Genomic DNA, 24,503 nt, shown 5'->3' with positions numbered 1-24,503 from the left:
CTTTTTATTCCTTCGCGTAATCGGGGATGAACGCGGTGCTGTACGGCGAGATCGTCTGCCAGCCGAGCGTGCTGTACAGCGCCTGCCCAGGCGCGGTCGCGATCAGCACTTGGCGCGCTTCCGCTGAACGCCGCGCGCCCGCCAGCGACTGCATCAGCGCCGCGCCCAGCCCGCGCCGCTGGTGCGCTGGCGCCGTGGCGATCTGGTCGTAAATGAACACGCCATCCCACTCGACCGCCTGTCCGCTCGCCGCCACCTCGTGTCCGCACATGATGCGGGCCTCGGTCACCGCGCCGGTACTGGTCAGCTGCACGCTGTACCCCGCCGGCAGCGCCACCGTCCGCGCGGATGGGGCGAAGCCCTCCCCCGTCATCACGAACCGCGTCTGATCCAGCGACCAGCGCGCCGGCAACACGGACAGCAGCTGATGCCCCGTGCCGCACAGCTTAAGGTAGACGCGCGGCGTCACGATCTCCTCCCCCAGCGTGCGCAAGCCGGGACCGCTGGCGGCGAACACATACCGCCTCAGCTCGTTCTGCGCCCCCGTCTCGACCCGCCAGCCCCCATGATCGGCCACCGGCAGCGGCACCCCGCGCGCGACCGACCGCGCGCGCAGCCACCCCACCAGCAGCGCCTCTTCCACCTTCGATTCGAATGGCTCAGTTTTCATGCGCGAAACTGTAGCACGCCCTCAAGTTGCGGTTCCCTCAATCTCCCCCTACAATCTCGGCTTCCCCTGCGCGGGATGTTCAGACAACAACATCGCAGTCGAAAGTCGAATCGGAGCTCACCATGGCGTTCTTGCAAGGCAAAAAAATCCTCATCACCGGCGTGCTGTCGAACCGCTCGATCGCGTACGGCATCGCCAAGGCCTGCCATCGTGAAGGCGCCGAGCTGGCATTCACCTACGTCGGCGAGCGCTTCAAGGACCGCATCACCGAATTCGCCGCCGAGTTCGACAGCAAGCTGGTCTACGACTGCGACGTCTCCAGCGACGAGCAGATCGAAGCGCTGTTCCGCGATCTGGGCCAGACCTGGGACAAGCTGGACGGCTTCGTGCACGCCATTGGCTTCGCCCCGCGCGAGGCGATCGCCGGCGAATTCCTGGACGGCTTCTCGCGCGAGAACTTCCGCATCGCCCACGACATCTCGGCCTACTCGTTCCCGGCCATGGTCAAGGCCGCCCTGCCGATGCTGCACGAAGGCTCGTCGGTGCTGACCCTGTCCTACCTGGGCGCGGTCCGCGCGATCCCGTACTACAACACCATGGGCCTGGCCAAGGCCTCGCTGGAAGCCTCGGTGCGCTACTTGGCAGAGAACCTGGGCCAGCAAGGCATCCGCGCCAACGGCATTTCCGCCGGCCCGATCAAGACCCTGGCCGCGTCCGGCATCAAGGACTTCGGCAAGCTGCTCGGCTTCGCGTCCTCGCACGCCCCGCTGCGCCGCAACGTGACGATCGAAGAAGTCGGCAACGCCGCCGCCTTCCTGCTGTCCGACCTGTCGTCCGGCATCACCGGCGACATCATGTACGTGGACGGCGGCTTCTCCCACGTCATGGGCCTGAACGCCAGCGATTACGAATAACGCCACACCGTGGCCGCCGGCCATGGTGCAGCGCGCTACGCAGCGCACGATGATCTATACAAGTACCGCCGGTTCCTGTATAGTTACGCTTTGTGCGCTGCAAAAAGCAGTCGACCAATAAAAACAAGCAGCATCGCAACCCAGGGCCGCCGACTGAACGGCGCCCTCTCATAAAGCCTCCCCGCCCTGCGTGTCCGCACTTTGGACACCGTCCCGGCGCAAAGCTTTTGTGCCGAAATTTCTTGTCACTGAAGTCATTTCGTCTTTGATTTGGTTCGCGTTGCGCTGTCGCGTCCGTGCCCGGCACGGCTCATCATTTCACATAAGAGATTCACTCAATGACATTTGAAGCACTCGGCCTGCATGCGGCCATCGTCAAGGCCGTCACCGACGCCGGCTACACCAAGCCGACCCCGGTCCAGGAACAGGCGATCCCGGCCGCCATCGAAGGCCGTGACCTGCTGGTCTCGTCCCAGACCGGTTCCGGCAAGACCGCGGCCTTCATGCTGCCGGCCCTGCACCGTCTCGCCCTGGCAGACGAAGCGCCCGCCAGCCGCACTCCGGCCCAGGAAGCGCAATCGGCCAAGGCCCGCGGCGAACGCGTGCGCTACAAGCCCGCGCAACCGAAAATGCTGGTCCTGACCCCGACGCGCGAACTGGCGCTGCAGGTCACCACCGCCACCGCCAAATATGGCACCCAGATCCGCCGCGTGCGCGCGGTCTCGATCCTGGGCGGCATGCCCTACCCGAAGCAGATGCAGCTGCTGGCCAAGAATCCCGAGATCCTGGTCGCGACCCCGGGCCGCCTGATCGACCACATGGAGTCGGGCAAGATCGACTTCTCGCAGCTCGAAATGCTGGTCTTGGACGAAGCGGACCGCATGCTGGACATGGGCTTCATCGAGGACATCGAGAAGATCGTCGCCGCCACGCCTGAGACCCGCCAGACCATGCTGTTCTCGGCCACGCTGGACGGCGTGGTGGGCAATATGGCGCGCCGCATCACCAAGGATCCGAAAGTGATCCAGATCGCCACCAACGCCAACCGCCACGAGAACATCGTGCAGCGCGTGCACTTCGTGGACGACCTGTCGCACAAGAACCGCCTGCTGGACCACGTGCTGCGCGACGAAGCGCTGGACCAGGCCGTGGTCTTCACCGCGACCAAGCGTGACGCCGACACCATCGCCGACCGCCTGAACATCGCCGGCTTCGCGGCTGCTGCCCTGCATGGCGACATGCACCAGGGCGCGCGCAACCGCACCCTGGACAGCCTGCGCCGCGGCCAGGTCAAGGTGCTGGTGGCGACCGACGTCGCCGCGCGCGGCATCGACGTGCCGAACATCACCCACGTGGTGAACTACGACCTGCCCAAGTTCCCCGAGGACTATGTGCACCGCATCGGCCGCACTGGCCGTGCGGGCCGCAACGGCCTGGCGATCTCGCTGGTGAACCACTCGGAGAACCTCAACATCCGCCGCATCGAGCGCTTCACCAAGCAGTCGATCCCGGTCGATGTGATCGAGGGCCTGGAGCCGAAGAAGTCGGCTCCGTCGCGCCCGCGTCCGGGCTGGAAGCCGGGCGATGGCCGCGGCTACGGCAAGCCCGCCCAGCGCGGCTTCGGCAAGCCGGACGGCGGCTACCAGCGTGAGGGTGGCTTCAATCGGGACGCCGCTCCGCGCGAAGGCGGCTTCAATCGGGACGGCGCGCCGCGCGAGCAGCGCAGCTGGAATCGCGACGGCGGCTACAACCGTGACGCAGGTTTCAAACGTGAGGGCGGCTTCAATCGCGACGCCGCACCGCGTGAAGGTGGTTTCAACCGTGACGCGGCACCGCGTGAGGGTGGCTTCAACCGTGACGCTGGCTTCAAACGCGAGGGTGGCTTCAACCGTGACGCCGCTCCGCGCGAGGGCGGCTTCAAACGCGAGGGCGGTTACAACCGTGACTCCGCACCGCGCGAAGGTGGCTTCAACCGTGACGCTGGCTTCAAACGTGAGGGCGCCCCGCGCGCAGCCGGCTTCAATCGGGACGCTGGCCCGCGTGAAGCCCGCCGCGAAGGCGGCTTCCGCCAGTCGCATCCGCGTTCGGCCGACACCTTCCGCCGCACCGTCGGCGACTGATCGCCAGCCTGCTCCGGCGGGCCTCAAGCTGCGTCGCTCCGCCCAAGGGCCGGCGCGGCAAGCATAAAAAACCCCGCGCGCTCTCGCGAGCCGCGGGGTTTTTCATTTCCGGGTTCAGGCACACGCGCCCTCGCCCGGCGCTCGTCTGCGGGCGCGCACCAGGGCCCGGCTTTCAGGTGCCGGCGGGCCTACGCCGCCAGGCCCCGCAAGGTTGCCGCCAGCGCGGCTTCGGAGGAACAGTCGAAGCGGTCGTAGATCACCTTGAGGCAATCCCGCAGGCCCGCCTCGCTCACTCCGACCTTTTCGCGCACTTCGTCGCGCCGGACCCCGACCCCCATCCAGAACGCGACCTCGGTCTGCTGCGGCGACAGTGCCGCCGTCTGCAAACTGCGCCACACCCGCAGCGGCACCGGCTCCACGCGCTTGAGGAAGATCCCCACCGGCGTCCGTTCGGCCAGATCCTCCGGACCTGCGCTGCCCCCCGGCCCACCCAGCCACTGCGCACGGGCCTCGATGATCCCGCCCGGCGCCCACATGCGCGCCACTGGCAGCTGGTCCAGCTGCTGTGAGCTGGCCAGCCGTTCGATCACGCGCTGGCACAGCTCCGGCACCCGGCCCGGAGTGGCCGGGGCGTGCGCCTGCTGCGCCAGTTCGTGCAGCATGACCTGCGCCTCGCCGCTCATGTACATGATTTCGCCGCCGCGGTTGGCGACCACCATCGCCTCCTCCGTGAGGCAGGCTTCGGCCAGGGTCGCACAGCCTGCGGAACGGTGGGCATGCTCGAAATAGCGGGCCACGCGCAGGATTTCGTCCACGTCATCGCCATCGAAGCCCGCTCCGGGCGCGCGCAGCAGCATGAGCAAGCCAACCCGCCGGCCGTCGAGTTCCAGACGCACGTCCAGGACGTGATGCTGGCCGGCGGGGCGGACAATCTCCTGATAGGCAAGGCTGGCAAAGTAGCTCCGCGGCGGCTGCAACATGTGGCCCACTTTCGGGGCAGCCATGACCAGGTCGGAGATCTTGTACCGGTCCTCCTTGCGGTTGAATTCCTCCGAGGCGCACACGTTGCGCACACAATCGAGCACTGAGCTCTGCCAGGTGGTATAGGTCTCGCCGTCCGGGCCGGTGAGGTACAGGGTCGCGGCGTCGTAGGGGATCAGCTCCCGGACCAGCGCAAAAGCGTCCGGAGCGATGCACATAAGGTCCAGGCCGGAGGAACACAGCACGCGCAGGCGTGCCCACAAACGGGAATTCTTCTTGCGAGCCACAGCGACATCCCAGAGTCAGGAAAGCCGCAATTCTCGCCATGTATGCATGTGCTGTCACCAGCTCCGCGTTGCTTCCCCCTTCAGGAGGGGGCACCGCTGGCGCGGCGCGGCGGTGCCGTCAGGCGGCTTTGGCGGCGGCTTTGCGCTGGCGCTTCTTCGGCGCGAGCATCACGCCCGTGCAGTTGGGCGAGCCGCAGCGGCAGGCAAAGGCCTTCTTGATGGCGGCGGTATGGGGGCCGTCATAGACCAGGGCGTAGTTGTAGTTCAGCTCTTCGCCCGGCTCGATGTCGTGCAGCGCATGGATGTACACACGGCCGTCCTCCTCATACGCCTCGCAGTTCGGGTCGCAGGAGTGGTTGATGAAGCGCGCATCGTTGCCCTTGTCGCCGCCATCGATCACATTCCCGTCGGCCAGGGTAAAGAACAGCGTGTAGTTGACCGGCTGGCCGCTGCGCTCCGCGCGTGCGGTCGCCTCGTCCCATGAAATCCGGCGGCCCTTGTATTCCACCAGGCGTTCGCCCGCGTCGATGTGGCGGATGGCGAAGACGCCGTTGCCGTGGATGGGAGAGTTGTGGACTTCAAACGCTGGCGGTTGCTTGGGCATGGTGCGGTTGGGGTTCGTGGCGTTGGGGACGGAAGAAGTGGCGATTGTCGCATCAAACCTGGCGCGGGGTTCGCGCGATTCACAGCGCGCAGGAGCGGAACCCGCAGAAGATATCGTCGCGCTCGGGCATGTAGAAATTGCGGAAGCGCGGCGACAGCAGCCGCCCCGGCGTGGCAAACGAGCCGCCGCGCAGGGACTGGTGCGTCATGAACCAGGGCTCCGAGTATTCGAGGTAGCGGTCGGGCGTAAAGCCGGGGTAAGGCTCGAACGGCGTGGCCGTCCACTCCCACAGCTGGCCCCAGCGAAAGCCGGGTATGCGCGAGGTGGCCGCGAACTCCCACTCCGCCTCGGCCGGCAGCCGGCGCCCGGCCCAGGCGCACCAGGCCTGGGCTTCGAACAGGTTCACATGGCGCACCGGCTCGTAAGGTGCGGGGACGCCGGTGTGGCCGAAGCGGCGCAGGCTCCAGCCGTCGCCCGTGCGGGCCCAATAGCGGGGCGACGAGCGCTCCTGCTGCATCAGCCAGGCCTTGCCCGCCGCGCTCCACCAGCGCGCGTTCTGGTAGCCGCCGTCGTCGATGAAGTCCTGGTACTGGGCATTGGTGACCAGCGAGGCGTCGATCGCAAAGGCGGGCACGCAGACCTCGTGCGGCGGCTTCTCGTTATCGAAGGCGAAGGGGCCGTGCGGGTCCGAGCCCATGGCCAGGGTGCCACCGGGGTAGGCGATCTCGCGCTGGGCCACGCCGTGCTGCGGCAGCAGCGCGTCGCGCGGTGGTTCGACGCCGATGGTCTGCATGGTGTAGAGGAAGGCTTCGCCATGCATGTCTTCATGCGCGAGGGCCAGCCGATAGGGATACAGGGCGGCGTTCGAGTGCGGGGTGCGGGTCAGCTTGTCCAGCGCGCGGTCCAGCACCTCGCGGCAGTAGGTGCGGATGGCGCCGGGCGACGGCAGGTCCAGCGCCCAGCGGGTGCGGTGCGGGACGGTGTTGGAGTCGAACCAGTCGTCGCCGCGGGTCAGCAGGCTGCTGCCGTGGGCGGCGGCCGGGTGACTGGACGTCGCTTCGCGCAGGATGTACCACTCGGCGAACCAGGCCAGGTGGCCGAGCTCCCACAAGGGCGGGTTAATCGTGCGGATGTGCGGGACGCGGGTCAGCGTGTCATAGCCCGCGGCGGCAAATTGGTCGAACAGGCTTAACGTATAATGCCGCGCATCCTGCAGCGCGACTGCCAGCTCCTCGGGGCTGGCGGAGCGGAACGATGCAGGCGATGAGGTCATGCCGCGATTGTAGCGGCTTTTCAAGGGAAGGCATGGCGGCCGCCGGAGACATCCTGATCGTCAGCCCCGCCGAGAAGCGGGAGAACAACGGCAACTGGCAGACAGCCAGCCGCTGGGCGCAGTTCCTGCGGCCGGGCTACCGCGTGCGCATCGTGCGCGGCTGGGAGCCGGGCGACCCGGTGCCGGACCTGATGATCGGGCTGCACGCGCTGCGCTCCGCGCCCTCGCTCGCGGCCTTCGCGGCCACCGGGCGGCCGTCGGTGCTGGTCATGACGGGGACGGACTTGTACCGTGACTTGCCGGGTTCCGGCCCTGCCGGAGCCTCTGGCAGGCTCGATGCCTTGGCGGCCCTGGAGCAGGCCACGCGCATCGTGGTGCTGCAGCCGAAGGCGCTGGAGGTGCTGCCTGTGCCGGCACAAGCCAAGGCGCAGGTGATCTACCAGTCCGCGCCGCCGCTGGCGGCGTATTCGCATCCGCTCGCGCGGCGGCATATCGACTTTGTGATGGCGGGGCATCTGCGGCGCGAGAAAGATCCGCTAACCTTCATCCGCGCCAGCCAGTTGATCGAGGATCGGCGCATCCGCTTTACGTTGATCGGCAACGCGCTGGAGCCGCAGCTCGGGGAGGCCGCGCAGGCCGCGCATAGCCGCAACTTCCAGTGGCTAGGCAGCCTGCCGCACGGCGACACGCGCCAGCGCCTGAAGCGCAGCCATGCGATGGTGATTACGTCGCTGATGGAGGCCGGGGCCAATGTCATCATCGAGGCCGTGACGGCCGGGACGCCGGTCCTCGCCAGCGACATCCCTGGCAACCGCGGCATGCTGGGCGACGACTATGCCGGCTTCTTCCCGGCCGGCGATGCCGCTGCTCTCGCCGCCCTGGCGACCCGCAGCGTCACCGACCCCGCCTACTACGCCCTCCTCCGCACCCAATCCGCCGCCCGCGCCCCGCTGTTCGCTCCGGAGCGCGAAGCCGCGGCCGTCCGCGCCCTCGCCGCCGCACTGCTGTCGCCCGTGAGATAATCACGCTCTTCCCGTTTCGACGATGCCTCATCATGACCACGACGACGACCACTGAGCCGATCCGGCTGACTTCTTTTTCGCATGGCGGCGGCTGCGGGTGCAAGATTGCGCCGGGCGTGCTGTCCGAGATTCTCAAGAATTCGCACGGCTTCCCCGTGCCGAAGGAGCTCATGGTCGGCATCGAGACCGCCGACGACGCCGCCGTCTACAAGCTCAATGACGAGCAGGCGCTGATCGCCACCACCGACTTCTTCATGCCGATCGTCGACGATCCGTTCGACTTCGGCCGCATCGCCGCCACCAACGCCATCTCGGACGTCTACGCCATGGGCGGCACGCCGATCATGGCGCTCGCGCTGGTGGGCATGCCAATCAACAAACTGCCGATCGAGACCATCGGCCAGATCATCAAGGGCGGTGAGTCGGTGTGCGCGGAAGCGGGCATCCCGATCGCAGGCGGCCACACCATCGACTCGGTGGAGCCGATCTATGGCCTGGTGGTGCTGGGCCTCGTGCATCCATCCAAGGTCAAGCGCAACGCGGACGCGCGCGCGGGCGATGTCCTCATCCTCGGCAAGCCGCTGGGCGTGGGCGTGCTGTCCGCGGCGCTGAAAAAGAATGTGCTCGGCGCCGAGGGCTATGCCGCCATGATCGAGAACACCACCAAGCTGAATAAGCCCGGCCGCCTGCTGGCCGACATGCCCGGCGTGCACGCGCTGACCGACGTCACCGGCTTCGGCCTGCTGGGCCACCTGCTGGAACTGGCGCGCGGCGCGCAGCTCACGGCCACGCTGGAGATGCCGCGCATCCCGCTGCTGCCGGGCGTCGAGCAGCTGGCCAAGGACGGCTACTTCACCGGCGCCTCGGGCCGCAACTGGGCTGCGTACGGCCACGAAGTCACGCTGTCCGCCAACGTCAGCGCCGCCCAGCAGGCGCTGCTCACCGACCCGCAAACCTCCGGCGGCCTGCTGGTTTCCTGCGATCCGTCGGCCGTGGACGACGTGCTGGACCTGTTCCGCCGCGAAGGCTTCGGCCACGCCGCCGTCATTGGCCGCATGGGCGCGGGCGCGCCCGGCGTGACCGTCGAAGCCTGACCGGTCGCCCAGTTTTCCGCCGCCTGGCCCACAACACGACCGCAGCGAGACACCGAGCATGCAGCTGGACATCATCCGCCAGCGTCTGCGGGAGGCGGGCGCACAGGACGAACACGTGCGCCGCATCCTGCGCGACTGGGTGCAGGGCCGCTCGCGCGACGCGGGCCGCCGCCCGGCGCAGGACTACCTGCCGCTGTCCGTCCGCGCCATCCTGCCCGCGCTGGACGCGGACCTCTCCGCCATGGCTTCGATCCGGTCCCAGCACCCCGCCGACGACGGCTCCATGCGCCTGTTGGTCGCCCTGGCCGACGGCCAGACCGTGGAAAGCGTGCTCCTTCCGCGCGATGGCCTGTGCGTCTCCAGCCAGGTCGGCTGCGCGGTCGGCTGCCAGTTCTGCATGACTGGCCGCAGCGGCCTGCTGCGCCAGGTGACCAGCGGCGAAATCGTCGCGCAGGTCGCGCTGGCCCGCACCCTCCGGCCGGTGAAGAAGGTGGTCTTCATGGGCATGGGCGAACCCGCCCACAACCTCGCCAACGTACTCCCCGCGATCGAACTGCTCGGCATCGAGGGCAATATCGCGCACAAGAACCTGGTGTTCTCAACCGTTGGCGACCCGCGGGTGCCGGAGCGGCTGCTGGCCGGGCCGGTCAAGCCCGCGCTCGCGCTCTCCCTGCACACCACCCGCGCGGACCTGCGCGCCGAACTGCTGCCCAACGCGCCGCGCATGGCGCCGCGCGAGATCGTGGAGATGGGCGAAGCCTACGCACGCGCCACCGGCTACCCGATCCAGTACCAGTGGACATTGCTGGAAGGCGTCAACGACAGCGAGGAAGAACTGGACGGCATCGTGGGCCTGCTGGCGGGGAAATACGCAGTGCTCAACATGATCCCGTATAACACCATCCCCGGCCTGGCGTTCCGCCGCCCGTCCTGGGAGCAGGCGCGCGCCATCGCGGCCCGCCTGCACGCGCGCGGCGTGCTGACCAAACTGCGCGACTCGGCGGGTCAGGACGTGGATGGTGGCTGCGGCCAGTTGCGCGCCCGCGCGCTCGCCGCCGATGGCAGCCAGCCCGTCACGCTGGTACGGCGCGCGCAGCCAGCAGCACCGGCAGTGCGCTCGGCGTGACGGTGAAGGTGAAGCACTCCTTCACCGGCGGCGCATTCGCGTCCAGCGACAGGTCGAAATTCTTGAAGAGCATCGACAGCGCCACCTTCATCTCCGCCATGGCGAGATAACGCCCAGGACAGAAACGCGGCCCGCCACCAAACGGGAACATGGCGCGGCCGGGATCATCGACCGCCTGCTGGGCGCCCTCCTCCAGCCAGCGCTCCGGCCGGAACTGCGGCCAATCCGGGAGACGCATCGCCAGCTCGGCGCCACGGCGCAGCAGCAGCACGATGATCGTCCCTTTCGGGATACGCACGCCCTCGATGTCCGTCTCCTCGATGGCCTCCAGCGGCATGATCGCGGCCACGGGTTTCAGCCGCATCGCCTCGCGGATGGCCGCCTCCAGGTAGGTGAAGCGGTCGAACGCATGGTGGTCCGGCAGCACGGTCTCCGCGCCGAGGATGGCGTCGGCTTCCTTGGTGATGGCCGCCGCGACGCGGGCATCGCGCGCGGCGAAATCGAGTAGCCAGGCGGCCGAGTTGGACGTGGTGTCCTCGCCCGCGAACACCATGGTGATTGCCTCGCTGACCACCAGGTGGTCGGTGACGCCGGAATTGGGTTCCTCGGCCAGCACCAGCAACGCTTCCAGCAGATTGGAGGGGCGCACGCAGCGCTCCGGCTCATCGCCCAGCCGCGCGCGGGTTTCGGCGATAAACCCCGTCACTGCCTGGCGGATGCGCGCCATCGCGGCCACCGCCTCGCGGTCCTGTGGCAGCTGCACATAGCGCCAGTACGGCAGCGCCGACACCACGCGCCGCCCGAGGGTGGCGAACACGTATTCGATATCGCGCTGGAGCGGGTTGTCCGGGTGCTCCAGGGTGTTGATGTCCTGCCCCATGGCGAGCGAGATGGTGACGTCCAACGTCCACGCTTTCAGGTCGCGCAAGACGTCGGGTTGCGCACCTGCGGCCAGCTGCGTCATCCAGCGGCGGCGCAGGCGCTCGGTCATGGCGCGCAGGGTCGGATGGAAGCGGTGGACCACCTCCGGCGTCAAGGCCCGCATCACGGTCTTGCGCTGCGCACGCCAGGCATCGCCTTCGGCCGAAAACACGCCGGAGACGCCCAGCTCCTCCATGATCTCCGCCGTGCGCACGGTGCGGCGGAAGCGGTCCGGCCGGGCGCGCAGCAGCGAGGCCGTGGTGTCGTGCAGGGCACAGACCACGATCTCCAGGTGCAGCATGCGGTAGCGGTACAGGGGCCCGAGCTGGCGCGACCACTCTTCCAGCACGAGATGGGCGCGGTCCTTGTCCAGCTGGTGAACGTTGCCGAGGATGGGCAGCCCGCCGGGCGACGGCAGGCTGGAGATGGGACGCAGGCGGGCGGTGTCGGTCAGCGTAGTCATCGTCTTCTCCTCAGCGGGGACGATCACTATAACGCAGCCGGCAGCGCCGCCGGCGGAGCGCGGAATGGCTTGGAGAGCCAACTTGGCGCAACCGGCATCGCCGCCGGCGGAGCGCGAAATGACTTAGTGAGCCATATTGCGGGCCACGATGGCGTCGGCCGCGGCCTCCGCTTCCTTGAGTGGCTGGTTGAGGGCCGTGGTGGTGTAGACCGGGGCGTTCGGTGCGGCCGTGCCCAAAGTGCTGCCACCGGACTTGGTATCCACTGTCACCGTGGCCGAGAGGCCGACACGCAGCGGGTGCTGGGCCAGTTCTTTCGGATCGAGCGCAATGCGCACCGGGACGCGCTGCACCACCTTGATCCAGTTGCCAGTCGCGTTCTGCGCGGGCAGCAGCGAGAACGCGCTGCCGGTACCGGCCGACATGCCGAGCACCTTGCCGTGGTAGGTCACCTTGCTGCCGTAGATGTCGGCCACCACTTCGGCGGGCTGGCCCACGCGAATATTCTTGAGCTCCGACTCCTTGAAGTTGGCGTCCACCCACAGCTGGTCCAGCGGGACGATGGACATGAGCGAGGTCCCGGGCGTCACGCGGCTGCCCACCTGCACGCTGCGCTTGGCGACGTAGCCGGACACCGGCGCGGGGATCGCGTTGCGGCGGACGGCCAGCCAGGCTTGCACCACGTCCGCCCGCGCGGCCTGCACGGCCGGGTGGCTGGCGACATTCACGCCCGCGATTCCGACGCGCGCGGCGTCCAGCTGCTTGGCCGCCACCGTCTGCGCCGCCTTGGCATCGTCCAGCGCGCGGCGTGCGTGCGCCACTTCTTCACCGGAGACGGTGTGGTCGGCGGCGAGCGGCAGGCGGCGGTTCAGGTCATCCTGCGCGGTCTTCACCGTCAGCTCGCGCTGGCGCAGCGCGGCCTCGTACTGGGCCACGCCGGTGTAGCGCTCGCGCAGCTGGCGCACGGCGTTGCCAAGGCGCGCCTGGGCCTGTTCCAGCGCCAGTTCCGCATCGACCGGGTCCAGGCGCACCAGCGGCGCGCCGGCTTGCACCATCTGGGTTTCGTCGGCGCGGATCTCGGCCACGTTGCCGGTCACCTGCGAGGTCACGGTCACCATGTTCCCGCCCACGTAAGCGTCGTCGGTTTCTTCTTCGTGCGACAGCACGGCGTTGTAGTACACGGCGTAGGCCAGGCCTGCCACGATGAACAGCGCGGTGATGGCGCCGAGGACCAGCTTGCGCTTGCGGGGATTGTCTTTGGAGTCTTGGGTCGCTGCTTTGTCTGCGGTGGTCATGATGATTTACTTCGTTGGTTTGGTCAGGGCTGCGACGGGCGGCAGCGTGTCGTGGCGGTAGCCGCCGCCGAGGGCGCGCACCAGCGCCACTTCGGCGGTCAGGCGCTGGGCATTGAGCTGCAGGCCGATGTCCTGCTGGCGCAGCGCGTTGGCCTGGGCGTTGAGCAGGAAGCCTTTGTCCACCAGGCCCTGCTTGACCTTGGCCTCGGCGCCGCGCAGCAGCGCGACGGTGGCGGCGGTGGCGCCTTCGTGTTCGGCGCGCTGGCGGTCGATGTCCTTCACGTCCACGCCCGCCTGCGCCACGGTGCGCACCACGGTGTACACGCGCTGGTTATAGTCGGCCACGATCTCGTTGCGCTCATTGCGGGCGGCGTCCAGGCGCGCGTCCAGGCGCTGGGTGTCGAACAGCGGCACCGAGGTGGAGGGGCCAAAGGCCAGCGTGCGGCTGTTCCAGTTGAGGAGCTTGGACAGCGAGATCGTATCCAGGCCGATGGAAGCGGAAAAGTTGATGTCCGGGTAGTAGGCGGCACGGGCCACTTCGATCTTCGACAACGTGGACTCCACGCGCCAGCGGGCGGCCTGCAGGTCCGCGCGGCGCGCCAGCAGCTCGATACCGAGGCGCGACGGGAGCGCGTGCTGAAGCTCGGGCAGCGGGCGCGGTTTCAGGTCGGCCAGTGCGTCGCCGCTTTCGCCCAGCAAGGCGCGCAGGGCTTCACGCTCGCGCAGCGCCAGGGACTGGACGTGGGCGCGCTGCTGGCGCACGTCGGCCAGCAGCTGGCGCACGGTCTGCACTTCGCCAGACGGGGACAGGCCCGCGGCCACCCGGCGCGCGCGGTCTTGCTCCATCGCTGTCTGTGTCTTGTCCAGCTCCGCGAGGATGGCGTCGCGCGCCCACGCAGATTGCAGCGCGAAGTAGGACTGCGCAACTTCGGCGGCCAGGCTTTGCTCGGCCAGTGCGTACTCGGCGCGGCGGGCGTTCACCTCGCCGGCTGTGGCGGCGACCTGCGCCTTGGTCTTGCCCCACCAGTCGAAGTCATAGCGCGTTTGCAGCTGCACCGATTCGTCAGTGAAGTAGGCGCCGCCGATGGGCGCGGGGAACAGGCCCGTGCCGGAGTAGCGCTGGCGGTTGGCGCCCGCGACCAGGTTGGCCTCGATGCCGCCGTCCGCGCGCTGGAACGCGAGCAGCGATTCGGCGGAGGCGATGCGCGCGGCGGCGGTGCCGAGCGAGGGGCCGCCCTTCAGCGCACGGGCCATCAGCGCATCGAGCTGCGGGTCTTTGTATTCGGTCCACCACTGGGCGGCAGGCCAGCCTTCGCTGGCGAGCTTGATGTCGCTGGCCAAGGTGATGGCGGTGACGTCGGCCTGTTTGGCCACGCTGCGGTCCGCCGGGACGTGGGCGCAGGCGGCCAGCAGCAGTGCCAGCGCGGCCGCGGCGAGGGGTTTGAGGGTCATCGTTCGCGTTGTGATATTCATTGCGGGGTCATTCCATTGCGGCGTGGTCCACGGCCACCGGCGCATTGCGGCGCGGCGGTCGAATCAAAATCAGCAGCGGCAGGACCAGCGCCGTGCAGATCATCATCAGATAGAAGTCGTCGACGTAGGCGATCATCGCGGCCTGGCGGGTGATCTCGCCGTTCAGCGCGGCCCAGCCTTCCGGAACGTTGAGATTCAGGAGCTGCGACGTCTGCGGATTTTGCAGCGCCGGATTGGCGGGGTTGATGTGCGCGACCAGCGACGAGTGGGCGATCTGCGTGTTGCGGACGAGGAGGGTCTGCACCAGCGCGATGCCGATCGAGCTGCCGATATTGCGAATCAGGCTGTAGATCGCGGTGCCCTGCGCGCGCATGTGCGGGTCCAGCGTCGCGAAGGTGGCGGCGGACAGCGGCACGAACACGAAGCCGAGACCAATCCCCTGGACCACGCCGGACCACACCACCTGGCTTTGCAGCAGGTCCAGCGAGAACTGGCTCATTTGCCACAGCGAGAAGGCGGTGATGGAGAAGCCCGCCGCCAGCAGCAGGCGCGTGTCGATCTTGCCGGTCAATTTGCCGACGACGAGCATGGCGACCATGGTGCCGAGGCCCGACGGCGCCGTCACCAGCCCCGCCAGCATGGCCGGGTAGCCGAGCAGGCCTTGCAGCATGGACGGCGTGAGAGCACGCGTCGCAAACAGCACCATGCCGACGATGAAGATGAACAGCAGGCCAGTGACGTAGTTGGAGTTCTTCAGCAGCCGGTAGTCGAAGAACGATTCGCCGGCAGGTTTCAACGCCGTGTGGGCGATGAAGTAGGCCAGGCTGATGGCCAGCAGCACCGCCTCGATCCACGTCTCGGTGGACGCGAACCAGTCGTTCTGCTCTCCCCGGTCCAGCAGCATCTGCAGCGCGCCGATGGCCAGGCTCAGGGTCGCGAAGCCAAAGACGTCGAAGCGCATGCCGCGCTGCGGCGTGTCATTGCGGATGTAGCGCCAGATGCCGTAGAAGGCCAGCGCGCCCACCGGCACGTTGATGAGGAAGACCCAGCGCCAGCTGTAGCTATCGGTCAGCCAGCCGCCCAGCGTGGGGCCGAGGATAGGACCGATCATCACGCCCATGCCCCACACGGCCATGGCGGAACCGTGCTTCTCGCGCGGGTTGATGTCCAGGAGGACGGCCTGGGACAGCGGCACCAGCGCGGCGCCGAACAGGCCTTGCAGCAGGCGTGCACCGACGATCTGGGACAGCGACATCGCCATCCCGCACAGCACGGAGGCCAGGGTGAAGCCGGCGATGGAGGCGAGGAATACGCGCTTCTGGCCAAAGCGGTCACACAGCCAGCCCGTGAGCGGGGTGGCGATGGCGGCGGCCACGATGAAGGACGTGAGCACCCAGGTGATCTGGTCCTGCGAGGCGGACAGGGAGCCCTGCATGTGCGGCAGCGCGACGTTGGCGATGGTGCCGTCGAGCGCCTGGATGATGGTCGCCAGCATGATCGACAGCGTGATCATGGTGCGGTTCACCGGTGCGGCCGGTGCACCTGCTGTTGTTGCGGCAGAGCTCAAGCCTCGGCCTCCGCGGCGGCGATCACGGCTTCCAGCACGTCGGCGGCATCAGCCAGGCGCTGGCGATCAAGCCCGCGCAGCAGCTCATGGCGCAGGGCGTTGGCCTCGGCCTTGACGCTGGTGTAGATCTTTTGTCCGTCCTCGGTCAGCACCACCTGCTTGACGCGGCGGTCGGTCTCCGACGGCTGGCGCAGCACGTAGCCGGACCTCACCAGGCGGTCGATCATCGAGACCATGGTGGGCGCTTCCACGCCCAGCTTGGCCGCAAGTTCGGCCTGCGACGGCGGCACGTTGCCGCTCTTGGCGATGGTGGCGATGGCCAGCCAGCTAGCCTGGCCCATGCCGAGATGGCGCAGGCGCCGGTCCAGCGCCTGGCGCCAGGTGCGGGCCGCGTTGTGCATCGCCATGCTAAATCGTTCTTCGATAGAGAGCATAATATTTACGGTCTAATGATTAGACATCGAACTATTTTAGCACGCTTGACAAAGCTGTGTGAAGGCACGTACAGTCGTTGCATGTCCTTCCACCTGCATCTACTACTATCCCTGCTAGCAGCGCGCGCTTGATCCAAGCCCCGCCGCCGGAACGCTATTCCGGCACCGCTACAAGGAAGTTGAAGATGCTGTCTGTTTCGCCCACCCTGCTCCTGCTACACCTACCGACCGGTTGCCGCGCCTAGTGCCCGTGGCCGCGCGGCCGCCTGATCGCCACAACACCCTTCGTTGTCGATTTCGTCCAGGAGTAGCCCGTCATGTTGCAGAACCCGTCGTCCAAATACCGTCCCTTCCCTGCCGTCCAGCTCACGGACCGCCAGTGGCCCAACAATGTCATCACCAAGCCGCCCATCTGGATGAGCACCGACCTGCGCGACGGGAACCAGGCGCTGATCGAACCGATGAGCGTGGAGAGCAAGCTGCGCTTCTTCGACATGCTGGTGAAGATTGGACTGAAGGAGATCGAGGTCGGTTTCCCGTCCGCTTCGCAGACCGATTTCGATTTCGTGCGCAAGCTTGTGGACGAGGGCCGCATTCCGGACGACGTGACCATCATCGTGCTCACGCAAGCGCGCGATGAGCTGATCCGCCGCACCGTGGACGCGGCGGCGGGCGCCAGGCGCGCCATCGTCCACCTCTACAACTCGGTGGCGCCGGTGTTCCGGCGCGTGGTGTTTGGGCTGCCGCGCGAGGAGATCGTGCAGATCGCGGTGCGCGGAACGCAGCTGGTCAAGGAGCTGGTGGCCCAGCACCCGCAGACCGACTGGGGCTTCGAGTACACCCCGGAGTCTTTCTCCACCACGGAGCTGGATTTCTCCAAGCAGATCGTCGATGCGGTCAGCGCGGTATGGAAGCCGACGCCGCAGCGCAAGATGATCGTCAATTTGCCCTCCACCGTCGAGTGCTCGACGCCCAATGTGTACGCGGACCAGATCGAATGGATGTCGCGGAAGATCGCGCGGCGTGATTCGATCATCATTAGCGTGCACCCGCACAATGACCGGGGCACGGCGGTGGCGTCGGCGGAGCTGGCGGTGATGGCGGGCGCGGAACGCGTCGAGGGCTGCCTGTTCGGGAATGGCGAGCGGACCGGTAACGTGGACCTGGTGACGCTGGCGCTCAACCTGTACACGCAAGGCGTGCATCCGGGGCTCGACTTCTCGGACATTGACGCGGTGCGCCAAGTGGTCGAGGAATGCAACCAGCTGCCGGTGCATCCGCGCCATCCGTATGCGGGGGACCTGGTGTTCACCGCGTTCTCGGGATCGCACCAGGACGCGATCAAGAAGGGCTTTGCGCAACAGCGGGCGGACGGGATCTGGGAGATTCCGTATCTGCCGATCGATCCGCAGGACCTGGGACGCAGCTACGATGCGGTGATCCGCGTAAACAGCCAGTCCGGCAAAGGTGGGATGGCTTACCTTCTGGAGCAGGCCTATGGCTTGCAGCTGCCGCGCCGTTTGCAGATCGAGTTCTCGCGCGCCGTGCAGGAAGTGGCGGATGCGAGCGGGCGCGAGATCACAGCGGACGAGATCCACGCCATCTTCGCGCGTGAGTACCTCGAACAAAGCGCGCCATGGTCGTATGGGTCGCACCGGATGGTGGAGGATTCCGCGAACGATGAGCCGGTGCAGATCGAGATCACCGTAGGCCACCGGCAGCAGGCGGTGGCTCTGCAGGGTGGCGGCAACGGACCGATCGACGCCTTCGTGAATGCGCTCGGCCTGAATATCCGTTTGATGGACTATCACGAACACGCGATCGGCTCCGGTGCGAACGCGCGGGCGGCGTGCTACGTGGAGCTGCGCCTGGATGACGGCCCGACCCTGTTCGGCGCCGGCATCGACAGCAACATCGTGACCGCGTCCTTCAAGGCCGTGCTCTCCGCCGTGAACCGCCAGCTCGCCCAGCGCGAAGCGGAATCCGCCCAGCCCGTGGCCACGAGCGCCGCCTAAGCCTAATCCGCCCACCGCTTGGACAACATCCCAAACGGGGGACGTACCCCGACCGGTTTGGGCGGCAGCCCGAACAGTAGCGCTGGCGAGCTCCCTCGGCGTAGTGCGGCCGAAGTTCCGACAAGGCCGAGGACAAGATGCCGAACTGGGGACGTACCCCGGGGGTTAGGGAATCCGAGGAGGGGTCGGCTGGACTTTAGGGGCGGCGCAGGTCGGACTCGATGGCGTCGGCCAGCAGGGCGTCGCGCTGGTCGAGGGGGACGGCGCCGTAGCGCTTCTGAAAAGTGGCGGCGCCGGTGCGCAGGCTGGTGTCGTCCAGCATGCGGCGGACCACCGCGCGCCAGTTCACGGGGCGCGGCAGTGCGCTGGCGTTGATGCCGGCGCCGAGCCGTTCGACGCGGCGCGACATCAGGAACTGCTCCAGCTGTGCGGGCAGCATCAAACACGGTACGCCATGCATCAGGGACTGGGCTACCGTCGCGTGGTTGCCGTAGTTGACCGAGAACGCGCATGCGGGCAGTGCGTCATGCAAAGCCACCGGACCTTTGCTGTACACGATGGACGCATGCACGACCGGCGGCGCCATTCCCGCCGCGACCTCCGGCATGTAGCACAGCACCGCGCAGCCCTCCTCCACCAGCGCGCGCAGCATCTCATGGGCGCCCGGCTGCGCATGCCGCACGTAGCAGAACACCCGCGGGCCATCACCAGGCGGCCAGGCCGGTGCCACACCGTTGGGCGCACTGAACTCCGGCCCATACCAATGCGGCAGCGCGTCTTCCGGCCGCTCGTAATGATCAAGCTCCGGCCATGAACACATCAGCGGCAGGTCGGCATTCAGAACATCCGAGGCCCACCGCACCGGCGCGGCGCCATGCAGCGCCAGCACGCGATTGACGCTATCGAGCAAGCGAGCCTCGGTGGCCCGCAAGCGATCGGGCGCGATCTGCTCCCACGGCCGCAGCGACGGCAGCGCCACGCCCGCGGGCGGCATGAAGAAGCCGATCCCCAGCATCGCCATGCGCAGGCCGAGCGTGCGCGCGGCGATGGCCGCACTGGGCGCGTAATCTCCCACCACGTAATCCGGCTGCAGCGTCGAAAAGATCGAGCGCCAGCCCGTCACCAGTCCATCCAGCGCATCCGGCACCAGATAGCCGCAACTGAGCAGGATCTCCGCCATGCTGGCCTGCTCCGCCGGCAGCCCCTCGGTCTTGTGCATCCAGACCGGCGCCTGCAGCTTGGGCAAATCGAGATCGCGCAGCACGGTATGGGTGTGCACCAGCTCCCGCAAGGACAGGCTGACGCGGTGCCCGCGCCGCTGCAATTCAAGCGCCAGCCCTTTGAGCCGCACCGCGTGCCCGAGGCCTCCGCCCAGTTCCCAGCAAAGATGTATGTGTGCCATGGTGGCCGGATTCTACCCGACTAACGGGGCGCCTCCGGCTCGCCGCGCCGGCCGCCCGGACGGCCCACGCGCTCGTATTCGCTGATCACCTGCGCGCCCAGCAGCAGAAGGGTCGCGCCGATCTCCAGCGAGAACATGACCACGATCGCTGTCGTCATCGACCCGTAGACCAGGTTCACCTGCGACAGCGTGGAGAAGTACCAGACCAGCACATGCCGCGCGATCTCCCACAGCAGGGCCGCGCTCACGCCGCCGATCAGCGCATGGCGCCAGGACAGGCGGCCAACCGGCATCACGAAGTAAATGGAGGTCAGCACCAGCACCTCGCCCGCGACCCCGAGCAGATAGAGCAAAGCGCCCGACAGCCCATGCAGGGACCACTGCACGCCCAGCAGCTCGATCTCCTCCTTGCCCATCACCTGCAGCCCACCCGCGACCAGCGTGACCAGCGTGGCGCCAAGCCCCAGCGCCACCACATAACAGTAAGGCAGCACCGCGGAGACGAGGAAGTGCCGCCGGCGTAGCGCCTTCCGATGCAGGAAGATGACGGCCATCGCGTTCTCCAGCACCGTAAAGGCGAGTGAGCTGAAGAAGATCATGGTCCCCACGAGCACCCAGGTAATCACGTCCCGATGGTCGAGGAAGTGGGTCAGCTCCGCGGTGATGGACGCGGACTGCCCGGGCACCAGCCATTCCAGGTAGCGCTTCATGGTGCCCAGCAGCTGGCCAGGGTCGATGTAGTGCGACAGCACCACCACCAGCAGCATCAGGAACGGGACGATGGAGAGCAGCGCGTAGTAGGCCACGGCACCCGCGAGCAGGAGACCCTGGTTGGCGCGAAAGCCCTTGAGCACCTGCAGCGTGAAATCGAGCGGATGCCGCGTCACATAGACCATGGCGCGGCGGTCGTTGAAACGACGGGCCACTCAGCCTCCTTGACGCGCCAGCCGGAGTCCGGTGAACTGCCAGCGCGCGTGCGCGGGGAAGAAGTTGCGGTAGCTGGGGCGCGCGTGTCCGGCGGGTGTCGCGCACGAGGAACCGCGCAGCACGTACTGGTTGAGCATGAACTTGCCGTTGTATTCACCAATCGCGCCGGGCGCCGGGGCGAAGCCGGGGTATGGGCCGTAGCTGCTGCTGGTCCATTGCCAGCATTGGCCATAGAGCTGGGCCAGGCCAGCACCGGATGCGGCGGCGGGGTGCAGCGCGCCGGTCTCGATGGCGTGCGATGCTGCGGCGTGCTCCCACTCCGCTTCCGTCGGCAGGCGGGCACCGGTCCACTGGGCGTAGGCGTCGGCCTCGTACAAGGACAGGTGCGTCGCCGGGCGCTCAAGGTCCAACGGCACGAGTCCGTGCAGGGTGAATTCGTACCATCCTCCGTCATCGCCGCGCCGCCAGTAGAACGGATGCTCCCACTGCTGGGTGCTGACGGCATCCCAGCCTTCGGACAGCCACAGGGCGGGTGTCGTGTAGCCACCATCTTCCACGAACTGCAGGAACTCGCCGTTGGTAACGAGGCGCGACGCCAGCTGGTAGGGCTGCAGATACTCGCGGTGGCGCGGCAGTTCGTTATCGAAGCAGAAGCCGGGGCTCGCGTGTCCGATGTCCACCAGCCCGCCCTCGAACGGCACCCACGCGAGCGGTGCGGCGGGCGGCGCCGCCGCAAAGGGTTCGGTGGCATACGCCGGGAACAGCGGATTCTGCGCCAGCAGGTGCTTGACGTCCGTGAGGATCAGTTCCTGATGCTGCTGCTCATGGTGCAGCCCCAGCTCCAGCAGTGGCGTGAGCTGCGCGTCCGCGCCGCGCTCCGCCATCAGCCGGGCGATACGCTCATCCACCTGCGCGCGGTAGGCCAGCACTTCGTCCAGCGACGGCCGCGTGAGCAGCCCGCGCTGCGGGCGCGGATGCTTGGCGCCGATGCCGTTGTAATAGGAATTGAAGAGCACCCGGAAGGCCGGATGAAACGGCCGGAATCCAGGCTCGAAGCGCTCCAGAATGAAGGTCTCGAAGAACCACGTGGTGTGCGCGAGATGCCACTTGACCGGACTCGCATCCGGCATCGACTGGGCGCAGCAGTCCTCGGCGGACAGCGGCGCCGACAGCTCCAGCGTACGGCGGCGCACCGCATCGTAGGCGGCGACGGACGCGAATTCCGCAGCGCGGTTCATGCGCGGGCCCCGGCGCGGGCATAGATCAGCGCGAACCACTGGCGCTCGTCGGTCCACACCTGCGCAGGATGGAACCCGGCGGAGCGCAGCAGCGCGGGTGCGCTGTCCAGCGTGTACTTGTAGCTGTTCTCGGTGTGAATGCGCTCCCCGGCCATGAAGCGCCGCACCGCGCCATCCCAGCGCACGGCCAGCGCCTCGCGCGCCTCCAGGTGCATCTCGATGCGCGACTGCGTCGGGTTGAAGAAGGCGACATGCTTCCACTGCGCCGGGTTGAAGTCCGTGCCCGCCTGCCGGTTGGCATTGCGCAGGATATTCAGGTTGAAGGCAGCCGTGACGCCCAGTGCGTCGTCATACGCCGCGTTGAGCACTGCGGCGTCCTTGACCAGATCCACGCCGATCAGCAGGCCGCCGTCGTCGCCGCACTGGGCATGCGCACGGCGCAGGAAGGCGGCCGCTTCGAGCGGCGTGAAGTTGCCGATCGATGAGCCGGGGTAGAAGAACAGCCGCTTGTCGGTGCGCACGCGCGGCGGCAGCGCCAGGTCGGCCGAGAAGTCCAGGCCGAGCGGCAGCATGTCGATGTCCGGGAAGCGCTGGTGCAGGCGGGTCACCGCTTCTGTCAGGAAGTCGGCCGAGATATCGATCGGCACGTATTGCGCCGGCCGCAGCGCCGGAAACAGCCGTTCCGCCTTGGCGCAGTTGCCGGCACCGAGGTCGATGATGGTGGCGCCCTGCCCGACCGCACGCGCGATCGCGTCCGCATGCTGGGCAAAGATGGCGGCTTCCGTGCGCGTGGGGTAGTACTCGTCGAGTTCGCAGATGGACTCGAACAGGCGTGAACCCAAGGCGTCGTACAAATATTTGGGGGAGATATGCGCGTGGTCTGCGGCGAGCCCTGCAGTCAGCTCGGCGAACACGGATGGACTGCGGAAGGCTCGGTGCGAAGTTTGCATGGGCATGGTCCTCGGTGGCGATGGCCGCAACTTGATTTTGTTATCATATATGAACACCTCAGAAGCAAGCGCGCGCAACTCTTGAGCGGCGGCCTGCGCCCTGCCACCTGCCCCCGGAGTCCCATGCTGGAACTGCGCGACCTTCGCAAATCCTACGGCGGCCGCGACGTCTTGCGCGGCCTCTCCCACACCTTCCGCGCCGGCGAGTTCGTCGCCATCATGGGCGAGTCCGGCGTCGGCAAGTCGACCCTGCTGAACCTCATCGCAGGCCTGGACCGGCCCGACAGCGGCGAGATCGTGCTCGATGGCCAATCCATCACGGCGCTGGACGACCGGGCAGCGACCCGGTTGCGCCGCGCCCGCATGGGCTTCGTGTTCCAGGCCTTCCACGTTCTGCCGCACCTGACGCTGGAACAGAACGTGGCGCTGCCGCTGCTGCTGAACCGCATGCCGACCCAGCGGGCGGCGGAGATGCTCGACGCAGTCGGCCTCGGCGGGCGCGGCGGCGATTTTCCGAGCCAGCTCTCCGGCGGCGAATTGCAGCGCGTGGCCATCGCGCGGGCCCTGGTACACCGTCCCGCCCTGGTGCTCGCGGATGAGCCAACGGGCAACCTCGACCCGGAAACCGCCGAGTCAATTCTCACGCTTTTACGCAACGAGCTGAAAGCAAGCCATGCATGCGCAGTCATGGTCACCCACTCCCACGCGGCGGCGGAAAAAGCCGATCAAACGATTGTTCTGACCCGGACAGGGCTCGCAAACGCTTGCGTGGCTTAGCTGTACGGCAACATCTATCTCATCTTTACAACTTTTTGCATCGAATTGATGGCAAAAATGTTCCATCGGCACTATTAACGTAGTAATATCCCTTCAAAATATATCCGGTGAGAATCTCACCAAATGTCACACTGGGAGGGAACCCGAATGAGCGTCCGCCAACGCAAATTGGAAATGATCGAAGCCATGAACCGCGCCCGCGCGCTCGAACCGTCGAGCTTCGTGCCGAACAAGCTGCTCGATACGCTGATCGAAAAGATGAAGCTGAAGAACGATGCCGAACTGTGCCGCGTTCTGGAAGTGCAGCCGCCGATCATCAGCAAGATCCGCCACCGCAAGCTGGCCGTGGGCGCGACCATCCTGCTGCGCATGCACGAAAAGTCGGATATCTCGATCAAGGAACTGAAGGAACTGACGGCACAGGCTGGCACGACGCCGCCGGCGCGCACGGTGCCGGCCCAGGCCCAGGTGCAAGCGGTGGCGATGCACTGATTTTTTTGCGGGGCAGGCAAACGATTGCTTGCCCGTGCTGACGAGTAAGGGACGAGCACCGCGGGGGCGGTGGGCGTCCCTTTTCTTTTGATGCGACCGGTTATTCGCTGCGGGGACGGCCGGTTTTCAGCTGGGGCAGGCTTTCCAGGACGCTTTGCAAAGTCGCCATGTCGATCTGGCTGATCAGGGCGACGCCGATGCGCAGGAGCTCGCTCTTCTTCACCTCGATGCCGGCTTTCAGGCAGGCTTTCTTCACTTGCGCGAGGACGGCGTATTCCTGCTCGGGCATGGTGAAGCTGTCACGGACGAGTTTGACCTTGCGGGGCTTGTCCTGCGGGGCGGATTCGGCGGGCACCGGCGTGTCGGGGCGGCCGGCGGATTTCGCGGGCTTGCTGGCTTTCACGACCTTGGCGGGCTTGGCCGCCTTGGCGGCGGGCGTGGGTTTGGCAGCGGGGGATGC

Annotated in this window: 21 protein-coding genes and 1 pseudogene; 8 read left to right on the top strand and 14 right to left on the bottom strand. The window is 67.2% G+C overall.

Features of this window, described 5'->3' with window-relative positions; translation table 11 throughout:
* Positions 1–4 precede the first annotated feature (4 nt).
* The gene (locus tag E4L96_RS16345) at positions 5–670 is read right to left on the bottom strand and encodes a GNAT family N-acetyltransferase (protein ID WP_135208277.1); all 666 of its coding nucleotides are present in this window, start codon (positions 668–670) and stop codon (positions 5–7) included.
* A gap of 122 nt (positions 671–792) precedes the next feature.
* Between E4L96_RS16345 and fabI the strand changes: the two genes are divergently transcribed.
* Together fabI and E4L96_RS16335 are read left to right on the top strand one after the other, a co-directional pair.
* Complete coding sequence (fabI, locus tag E4L96_RS16340) at positions 793–1,584, top strand: enoyl-ACP reductase FabI (RefSeq protein ID WP_135208276.1); 792 nt, start codon at positions 793–795, stop codon at positions 1,582–1,584.
* A gap of 338 nt (positions 1,585–1,922) precedes the next feature.
* The gene (locus E4L96_RS16335; RefSeq protein WP_135208275.1) at positions 1,923–3,704 is read left to right on the top strand and encodes a DEAD/DEAH box helicase; all 1,782 of its coding nucleotides are present in this window, start codon (positions 1,923–1,925) and stop codon (positions 3,702–3,704) included.
* 188 nt (positions 3,705–3,892) lie between these two features.
* On the opposite strand, the gene E4L96_RS16330 is transcribed toward E4L96_RS16335, so the two are convergent.
* The 3 genes from E4L96_RS16330 to senA form a co-directional block, all read right to left on the bottom strand.
* Complete coding sequence (locus E4L96_RS16330) at positions 3,893–4,972, bottom strand: helix-turn-helix transcriptional regulator (RefSeq protein WP_167758715.1); 1,080 nt, start codon at positions 4,970–4,972, stop codon at positions 3,893–3,895.
* Positions 4,973–5,090: 118 nt separating this feature from the next.
* Complete coding sequence (locus E4L96_RS16325; RefSeq protein WP_135208273.1) at positions 5,091–5,576, bottom strand: SET domain-containing protein; 486 nt, start codon at positions 5,574–5,576, stop codon at positions 5,091–5,093.
* Positions 5,577–5,655: 79 nt separating this feature from the next.
* Entirely contained in the window at positions 5,656–6,849 is a 1,194-nt protein-coding gene (senA, locus tag E4L96_RS16320; RefSeq protein WP_181017623.1) for a selenoneine synthase SenA, read from the bottom strand.
* Positions 6,850–6,881: 32 nt separating this feature from the next.
* Between senA and senB the strand changes: the two genes are divergently transcribed.
* The 3 genes from senB to E4L96_RS16305 are packed head-to-tail and all read left to right on the top strand — an operon-like array spanning position 6,882 to position 10,091.
* Positions 6,882–7,871 carry a selenoneine biosynthesis selenosugar synthase SenB gene (gene senB / locus E4L96_RS16315; protein ID WP_135208272.1) on the top strand — a complete coding sequence of 330 codons (990 nt, stop codon included), beginning with the start codon at positions 6,882–6,884 and terminating at the stop codon, positions 7,869–7,871.
* A gap of 32 nt (positions 7,872–7,903) precedes the next feature.
* A complete protein-coding gene (selD, locus tag E4L96_RS16310) occupies positions 7,904–8,965 on the top strand; it encodes a selenide, water dikinase SelD (protein ID WP_135208271.1) in 1,062 nt (353 codons plus the stop codon).
* Positions 8,966–9,023: 58 nt separating this feature from the next.
* Positions 9,024–10,091, top strand: a complete 1,068-nt coding sequence (locus E4L96_RS16305) for an RNA methyltransferase (RefSeq protein ID WP_135208270.1) — start codon at positions 9,024–9,026, stop codon at positions 10,089–10,091.
* Here the strand turns inward: E4L96_RS16305 and E4L96_RS16300 are convergent.
* From E4L96_RS16300 to E4L96_RS16280, 5 genes are all read right to left on the bottom strand, one after another.
* Positions 10,039–11,475: a cytochrome P450 gene (locus tag E4L96_RS16300; RefSeq protein ID WP_135208269.1), complete on the bottom strand. Its 1,437-nt coding sequence runs from the start codon at positions 11,473–11,475 to the stop codon at positions 10,039–10,041. The genes E4L96_RS16305 and E4L96_RS16300 overlap by 53 nt on opposite strands.
* Before the next feature lie 123 nt (positions 11,476–11,598).
* Positions 11,599–12,768, bottom strand: coding sequence for an HlyD family secretion protein (locus tag E4L96_RS16295; protein ID WP_135208268.1), 1,170 nt, complete (start codon positions 12,766–12,768; stop codon positions 11,599–11,601).
* 6 nt (positions 12,769–12,774) lie between these two features.
* Entirely contained in the window at positions 12,775–14,220 is a 1,446-nt protein-coding gene (locus tag E4L96_RS16290) for an efflux transporter outer membrane subunit (protein WP_135208267.1), read from the bottom strand.
* A 28-nt stretch (positions 14,221–14,248) separates the two neighbouring features.
* The gene (locus E4L96_RS16285) at positions 14,249–15,754 is read right to left on the bottom strand and encodes a DHA2 family efflux MFS transporter permease subunit (protein ID WP_229414560.1); all 1,506 of its coding nucleotides are present in this window, start codon (positions 15,752–15,754) and stop codon (positions 14,249–14,251) included.
* Positions 15,755–15,804: 50 nt separating this feature from the next.
* A complete protein-coding gene (locus E4L96_RS16280; RefSeq protein WP_229414558.1) occupies positions 15,805–16,215 on the bottom strand; it encodes a MarR family winged helix-turn-helix transcriptional regulator in 411 nt (136 codons plus the stop codon).
* 344 nt (positions 16,216–16,559) lie between these two features.
* Between E4L96_RS16280 and leuA the strand changes: the two genes are divergently transcribed.
* Positions 16,560–18,257: a 2-isopropylmalate synthase gene (gene leuA / locus E4L96_RS16275; RefSeq protein ID WP_135208264.1), complete on the top strand. Its 1,698-nt coding sequence runs from the start codon at positions 16,560–16,562 to the stop codon at positions 18,255–18,257.
* Positions 18,258–18,453: 196 nt separating this feature from the next.
* Here leuA and E4L96_RS16270 read toward each other — a convergent pair whose 3' ends face one another.
* Genes E4L96_RS16270 through egtD form a run of 4 tightly spaced genes read right to left on the bottom strand, consistent with a single transcriptional unit; the run spans position 18,454 to position 22,780 of the window.
* The gene (locus tag E4L96_RS16270) at positions 18,454–19,659 is read right to left on the bottom strand and encodes a glycosyltransferase (RefSeq protein ID WP_135208263.1); all 1,206 of its coding nucleotides are present in this window, start codon (positions 19,657–19,659) and stop codon (positions 18,454–18,456) included.
* Positions 19,660–19,679: 20 nt separating this feature from the next.
* Positions 19,680–20,555, bottom strand: a complete 876-nt coding sequence (locus E4L96_RS16265; protein ID WP_135208285.1) for a YihY/virulence factor BrkB family protein — start codon at positions 20,553–20,555, stop codon at positions 19,680–19,682.
* Positions 20,556–20,585: 30 nt separating this feature from the next.
* On the bottom strand, positions 20,586–21,824 hold the full coding sequence (gene egtB, locus E4L96_RS16260) for an ergothioneine biosynthesis protein EgtB (RefSeq protein WP_135208262.1): 1,239 nt from the start codon (positions 21,822–21,824) through the stop codon (positions 20,586–20,588).
* Positions 21,821–22,780 carry an L-histidine N(alpha)-methyltransferase gene (egtD, locus tag E4L96_RS16255; RefSeq protein ID WP_370660752.1) on the bottom strand — a complete coding sequence of 320 codons (960 nt, stop codon included), beginning with the start codon at positions 22,778–22,780 and terminating at the stop codon, positions 21,821–21,823. The genes egtB and egtD overlap by 4 nt, the downstream gene beginning before the upstream one ends.
* A 117-nt stretch (positions 22,781–22,897) precedes the next feature.
* On the opposite strand from egtD, the gene E4L96_RS16250 reads away from it, so the two are divergent.
* Both E4L96_RS16250 and E4L96_RS16245 read left to right on the top strand, forming a co-directional pair.
* Positions 22,898–23,551: an ABC transporter ATP-binding protein gene (locus tag E4L96_RS16250; RefSeq protein WP_135208260.1), complete on the top strand. Its 654-nt coding sequence runs from the start codon at positions 22,898–22,900 to the stop codon at positions 23,549–23,551.
* A 147-nt stretch (positions 23,552–23,698) separates the two neighbouring features.
* The gene (locus tag E4L96_RS16245; RefSeq protein ID WP_229414556.1) at positions 23,699–24,043 is read left to right on the top strand and encodes a hypothetical protein; all 345 of its coding nucleotides are present in this window, start codon (positions 23,699–23,701) and stop codon (positions 24,041–24,043) included.
* 100 nt (positions 24,044–24,143) lie between these two features.
* On the opposite strand, the pseudogene E4L96_RS16240 reads toward E4L96_RS16245, so the two are convergent.
* A pseudogene (locus E4L96_RS16240) lies at positions 24,144–24,503 on the bottom strand (hypothetical protein); the annotation flags it as partial.

The sequence above is a fragment of the Zemynaea arenosa genome (genome assembly GCF_004614185.1).
In the GTDB taxonomy this organism is placed as follows: Bacteria; Pseudomonadota; Gammaproteobacteria; order Burkholderiales; family Burkholderiaceae_D; genus Telluria; species Telluria arenosa.
Note: the sequence above shows the minus strand (reverse complement) of the source record. Positions and strands in the feature narration are given on the sequence as shown.

Excerpts from the sequence above, each read along its gene's own strand:
- E4L96_RS16345 (WP_135208277.1), bottom strand. The coding sequence starts at position 670 with ATGAAAACTGAGCCATTCGAATCGAAGGTGGAAGAGGCGCTGCTGGTG.
- fabI (WP_135208276.1), top strand. The coding sequence starts at position 793 with ATGGCGTTCTTGCAAGGCAAAAAAATCCTCATCACCGGCGTGCTGTCG.
- E4L96_RS16335 (WP_135208275.1), top strand. The coding sequence starts at position 1,923 with ATGACATTTGAAGCACTCGGCCTGCATGCGGCCATCGTCAAGGCCGTC.
- E4L96_RS16325 (WP_135208273.1), bottom strand. The coding sequence starts at position 5,576 with ATGCCCAAGCAACCGCCAGCGTTTGAAGTCCACAACTCTCCCATCCAC.
- senA (WP_181017623.1), bottom strand. The coding sequence starts at position 6,849 with ATGACCTCATCGCCTGCATCGTTCCGCTCCGCCAGCCCCGAGGAGCTG.
- senB (WP_135208272.1), top strand. The coding sequence starts at position 6,882 with ATGGCGGCCGCCGGAGACATCCTGATCGTCAGCCCCGCCGAGAAGCGG.
- selD (WP_135208271.1), top strand. The coding sequence starts at position 7,904 with ATGACCACGACGACGACCACTGAGCCGATCCGGCTGACTTCTTTTTCG.
- E4L96_RS16305 (WP_135208270.1), top strand. The coding sequence starts at position 9,024 with ATGCAGCTGGACATCATCCGCCAGCGTCTGCGGGAGGCGGGCGCACAG.
- E4L96_RS16300 (WP_135208269.1), bottom strand. The coding sequence starts at position 11,475 with ATGACTACGCTGACCGACACCGCCCGCCTGCGTCCCATCTCCAGCCTG.
- E4L96_RS16295 (WP_135208268.1), bottom strand. The coding sequence starts at position 12,768 with ATGACCACCGCAGACAAAGCAGCGACCCAAGACTCCAAAGACAATCCC.
- E4L96_RS16290 (WP_135208267.1), bottom strand. The coding sequence starts at position 14,220 with ATGACCCTCAAACCCCTCGCCGCGGCCGCGCTGGCACTGCTGCTGGCC.
- E4L96_RS16285 (WP_229414560.1), bottom strand. The coding sequence starts at position 15,754 with ATGATCACGCTGTCGATCATGCTGGCGACCATCATCCAGGCGCTCGAC.
- E4L96_RS16280 (WP_229414558.1), bottom strand. The coding sequence starts at position 16,215 with ATGGCGATGCACAACGCGGCCCGCACCTGGCGCCAGGCGCTGGACCGG.
- leuA (WP_135208264.1), top strand. The coding sequence starts at position 16,560 with ATGTTGCAGAACCCGTCGTCCAAATACCGTCCCTTCCCTGCCGTCCAG.
- E4L96_RS16270 (WP_135208263.1), bottom strand. The coding sequence starts at position 19,659 with ATGGCACACATACATCTTTGCTGGGAACTGGGCGGAGGCCTCGGGCAC.
- E4L96_RS16265 (WP_135208285.1), bottom strand. The coding sequence starts at position 20,555 with ATGGTCTATGTGACGCGGCATCCGCTCGATTTCACGCTGCAGGTGCTC.
- egtB (WP_135208262.1), bottom strand. The coding sequence starts at position 21,824 with ATGAACCGCGCTGCGGAATTCGCGTCCGTCGCCGCCTACGATGCGGTG.
- egtD (WP_370660752.1), bottom strand. The coding sequence starts at position 22,780 with ATGCCCATGCAAACTTCGCACCGAGCCTTCCGCAGTCCATCCGTGTTC.
- E4L96_RS16250 (WP_135208260.1), top strand. The coding sequence starts at position 22,898 with ATGCTGGAACTGCGCGACCTTCGCAAATCCTACGGCGGCCGCGACGTC.
- E4L96_RS16245 (WP_229414556.1), top strand. The coding sequence starts at position 23,699 with ATGAGCGTCCGCCAACGCAAATTGGAAATGATCGAAGCCATGAACCGC.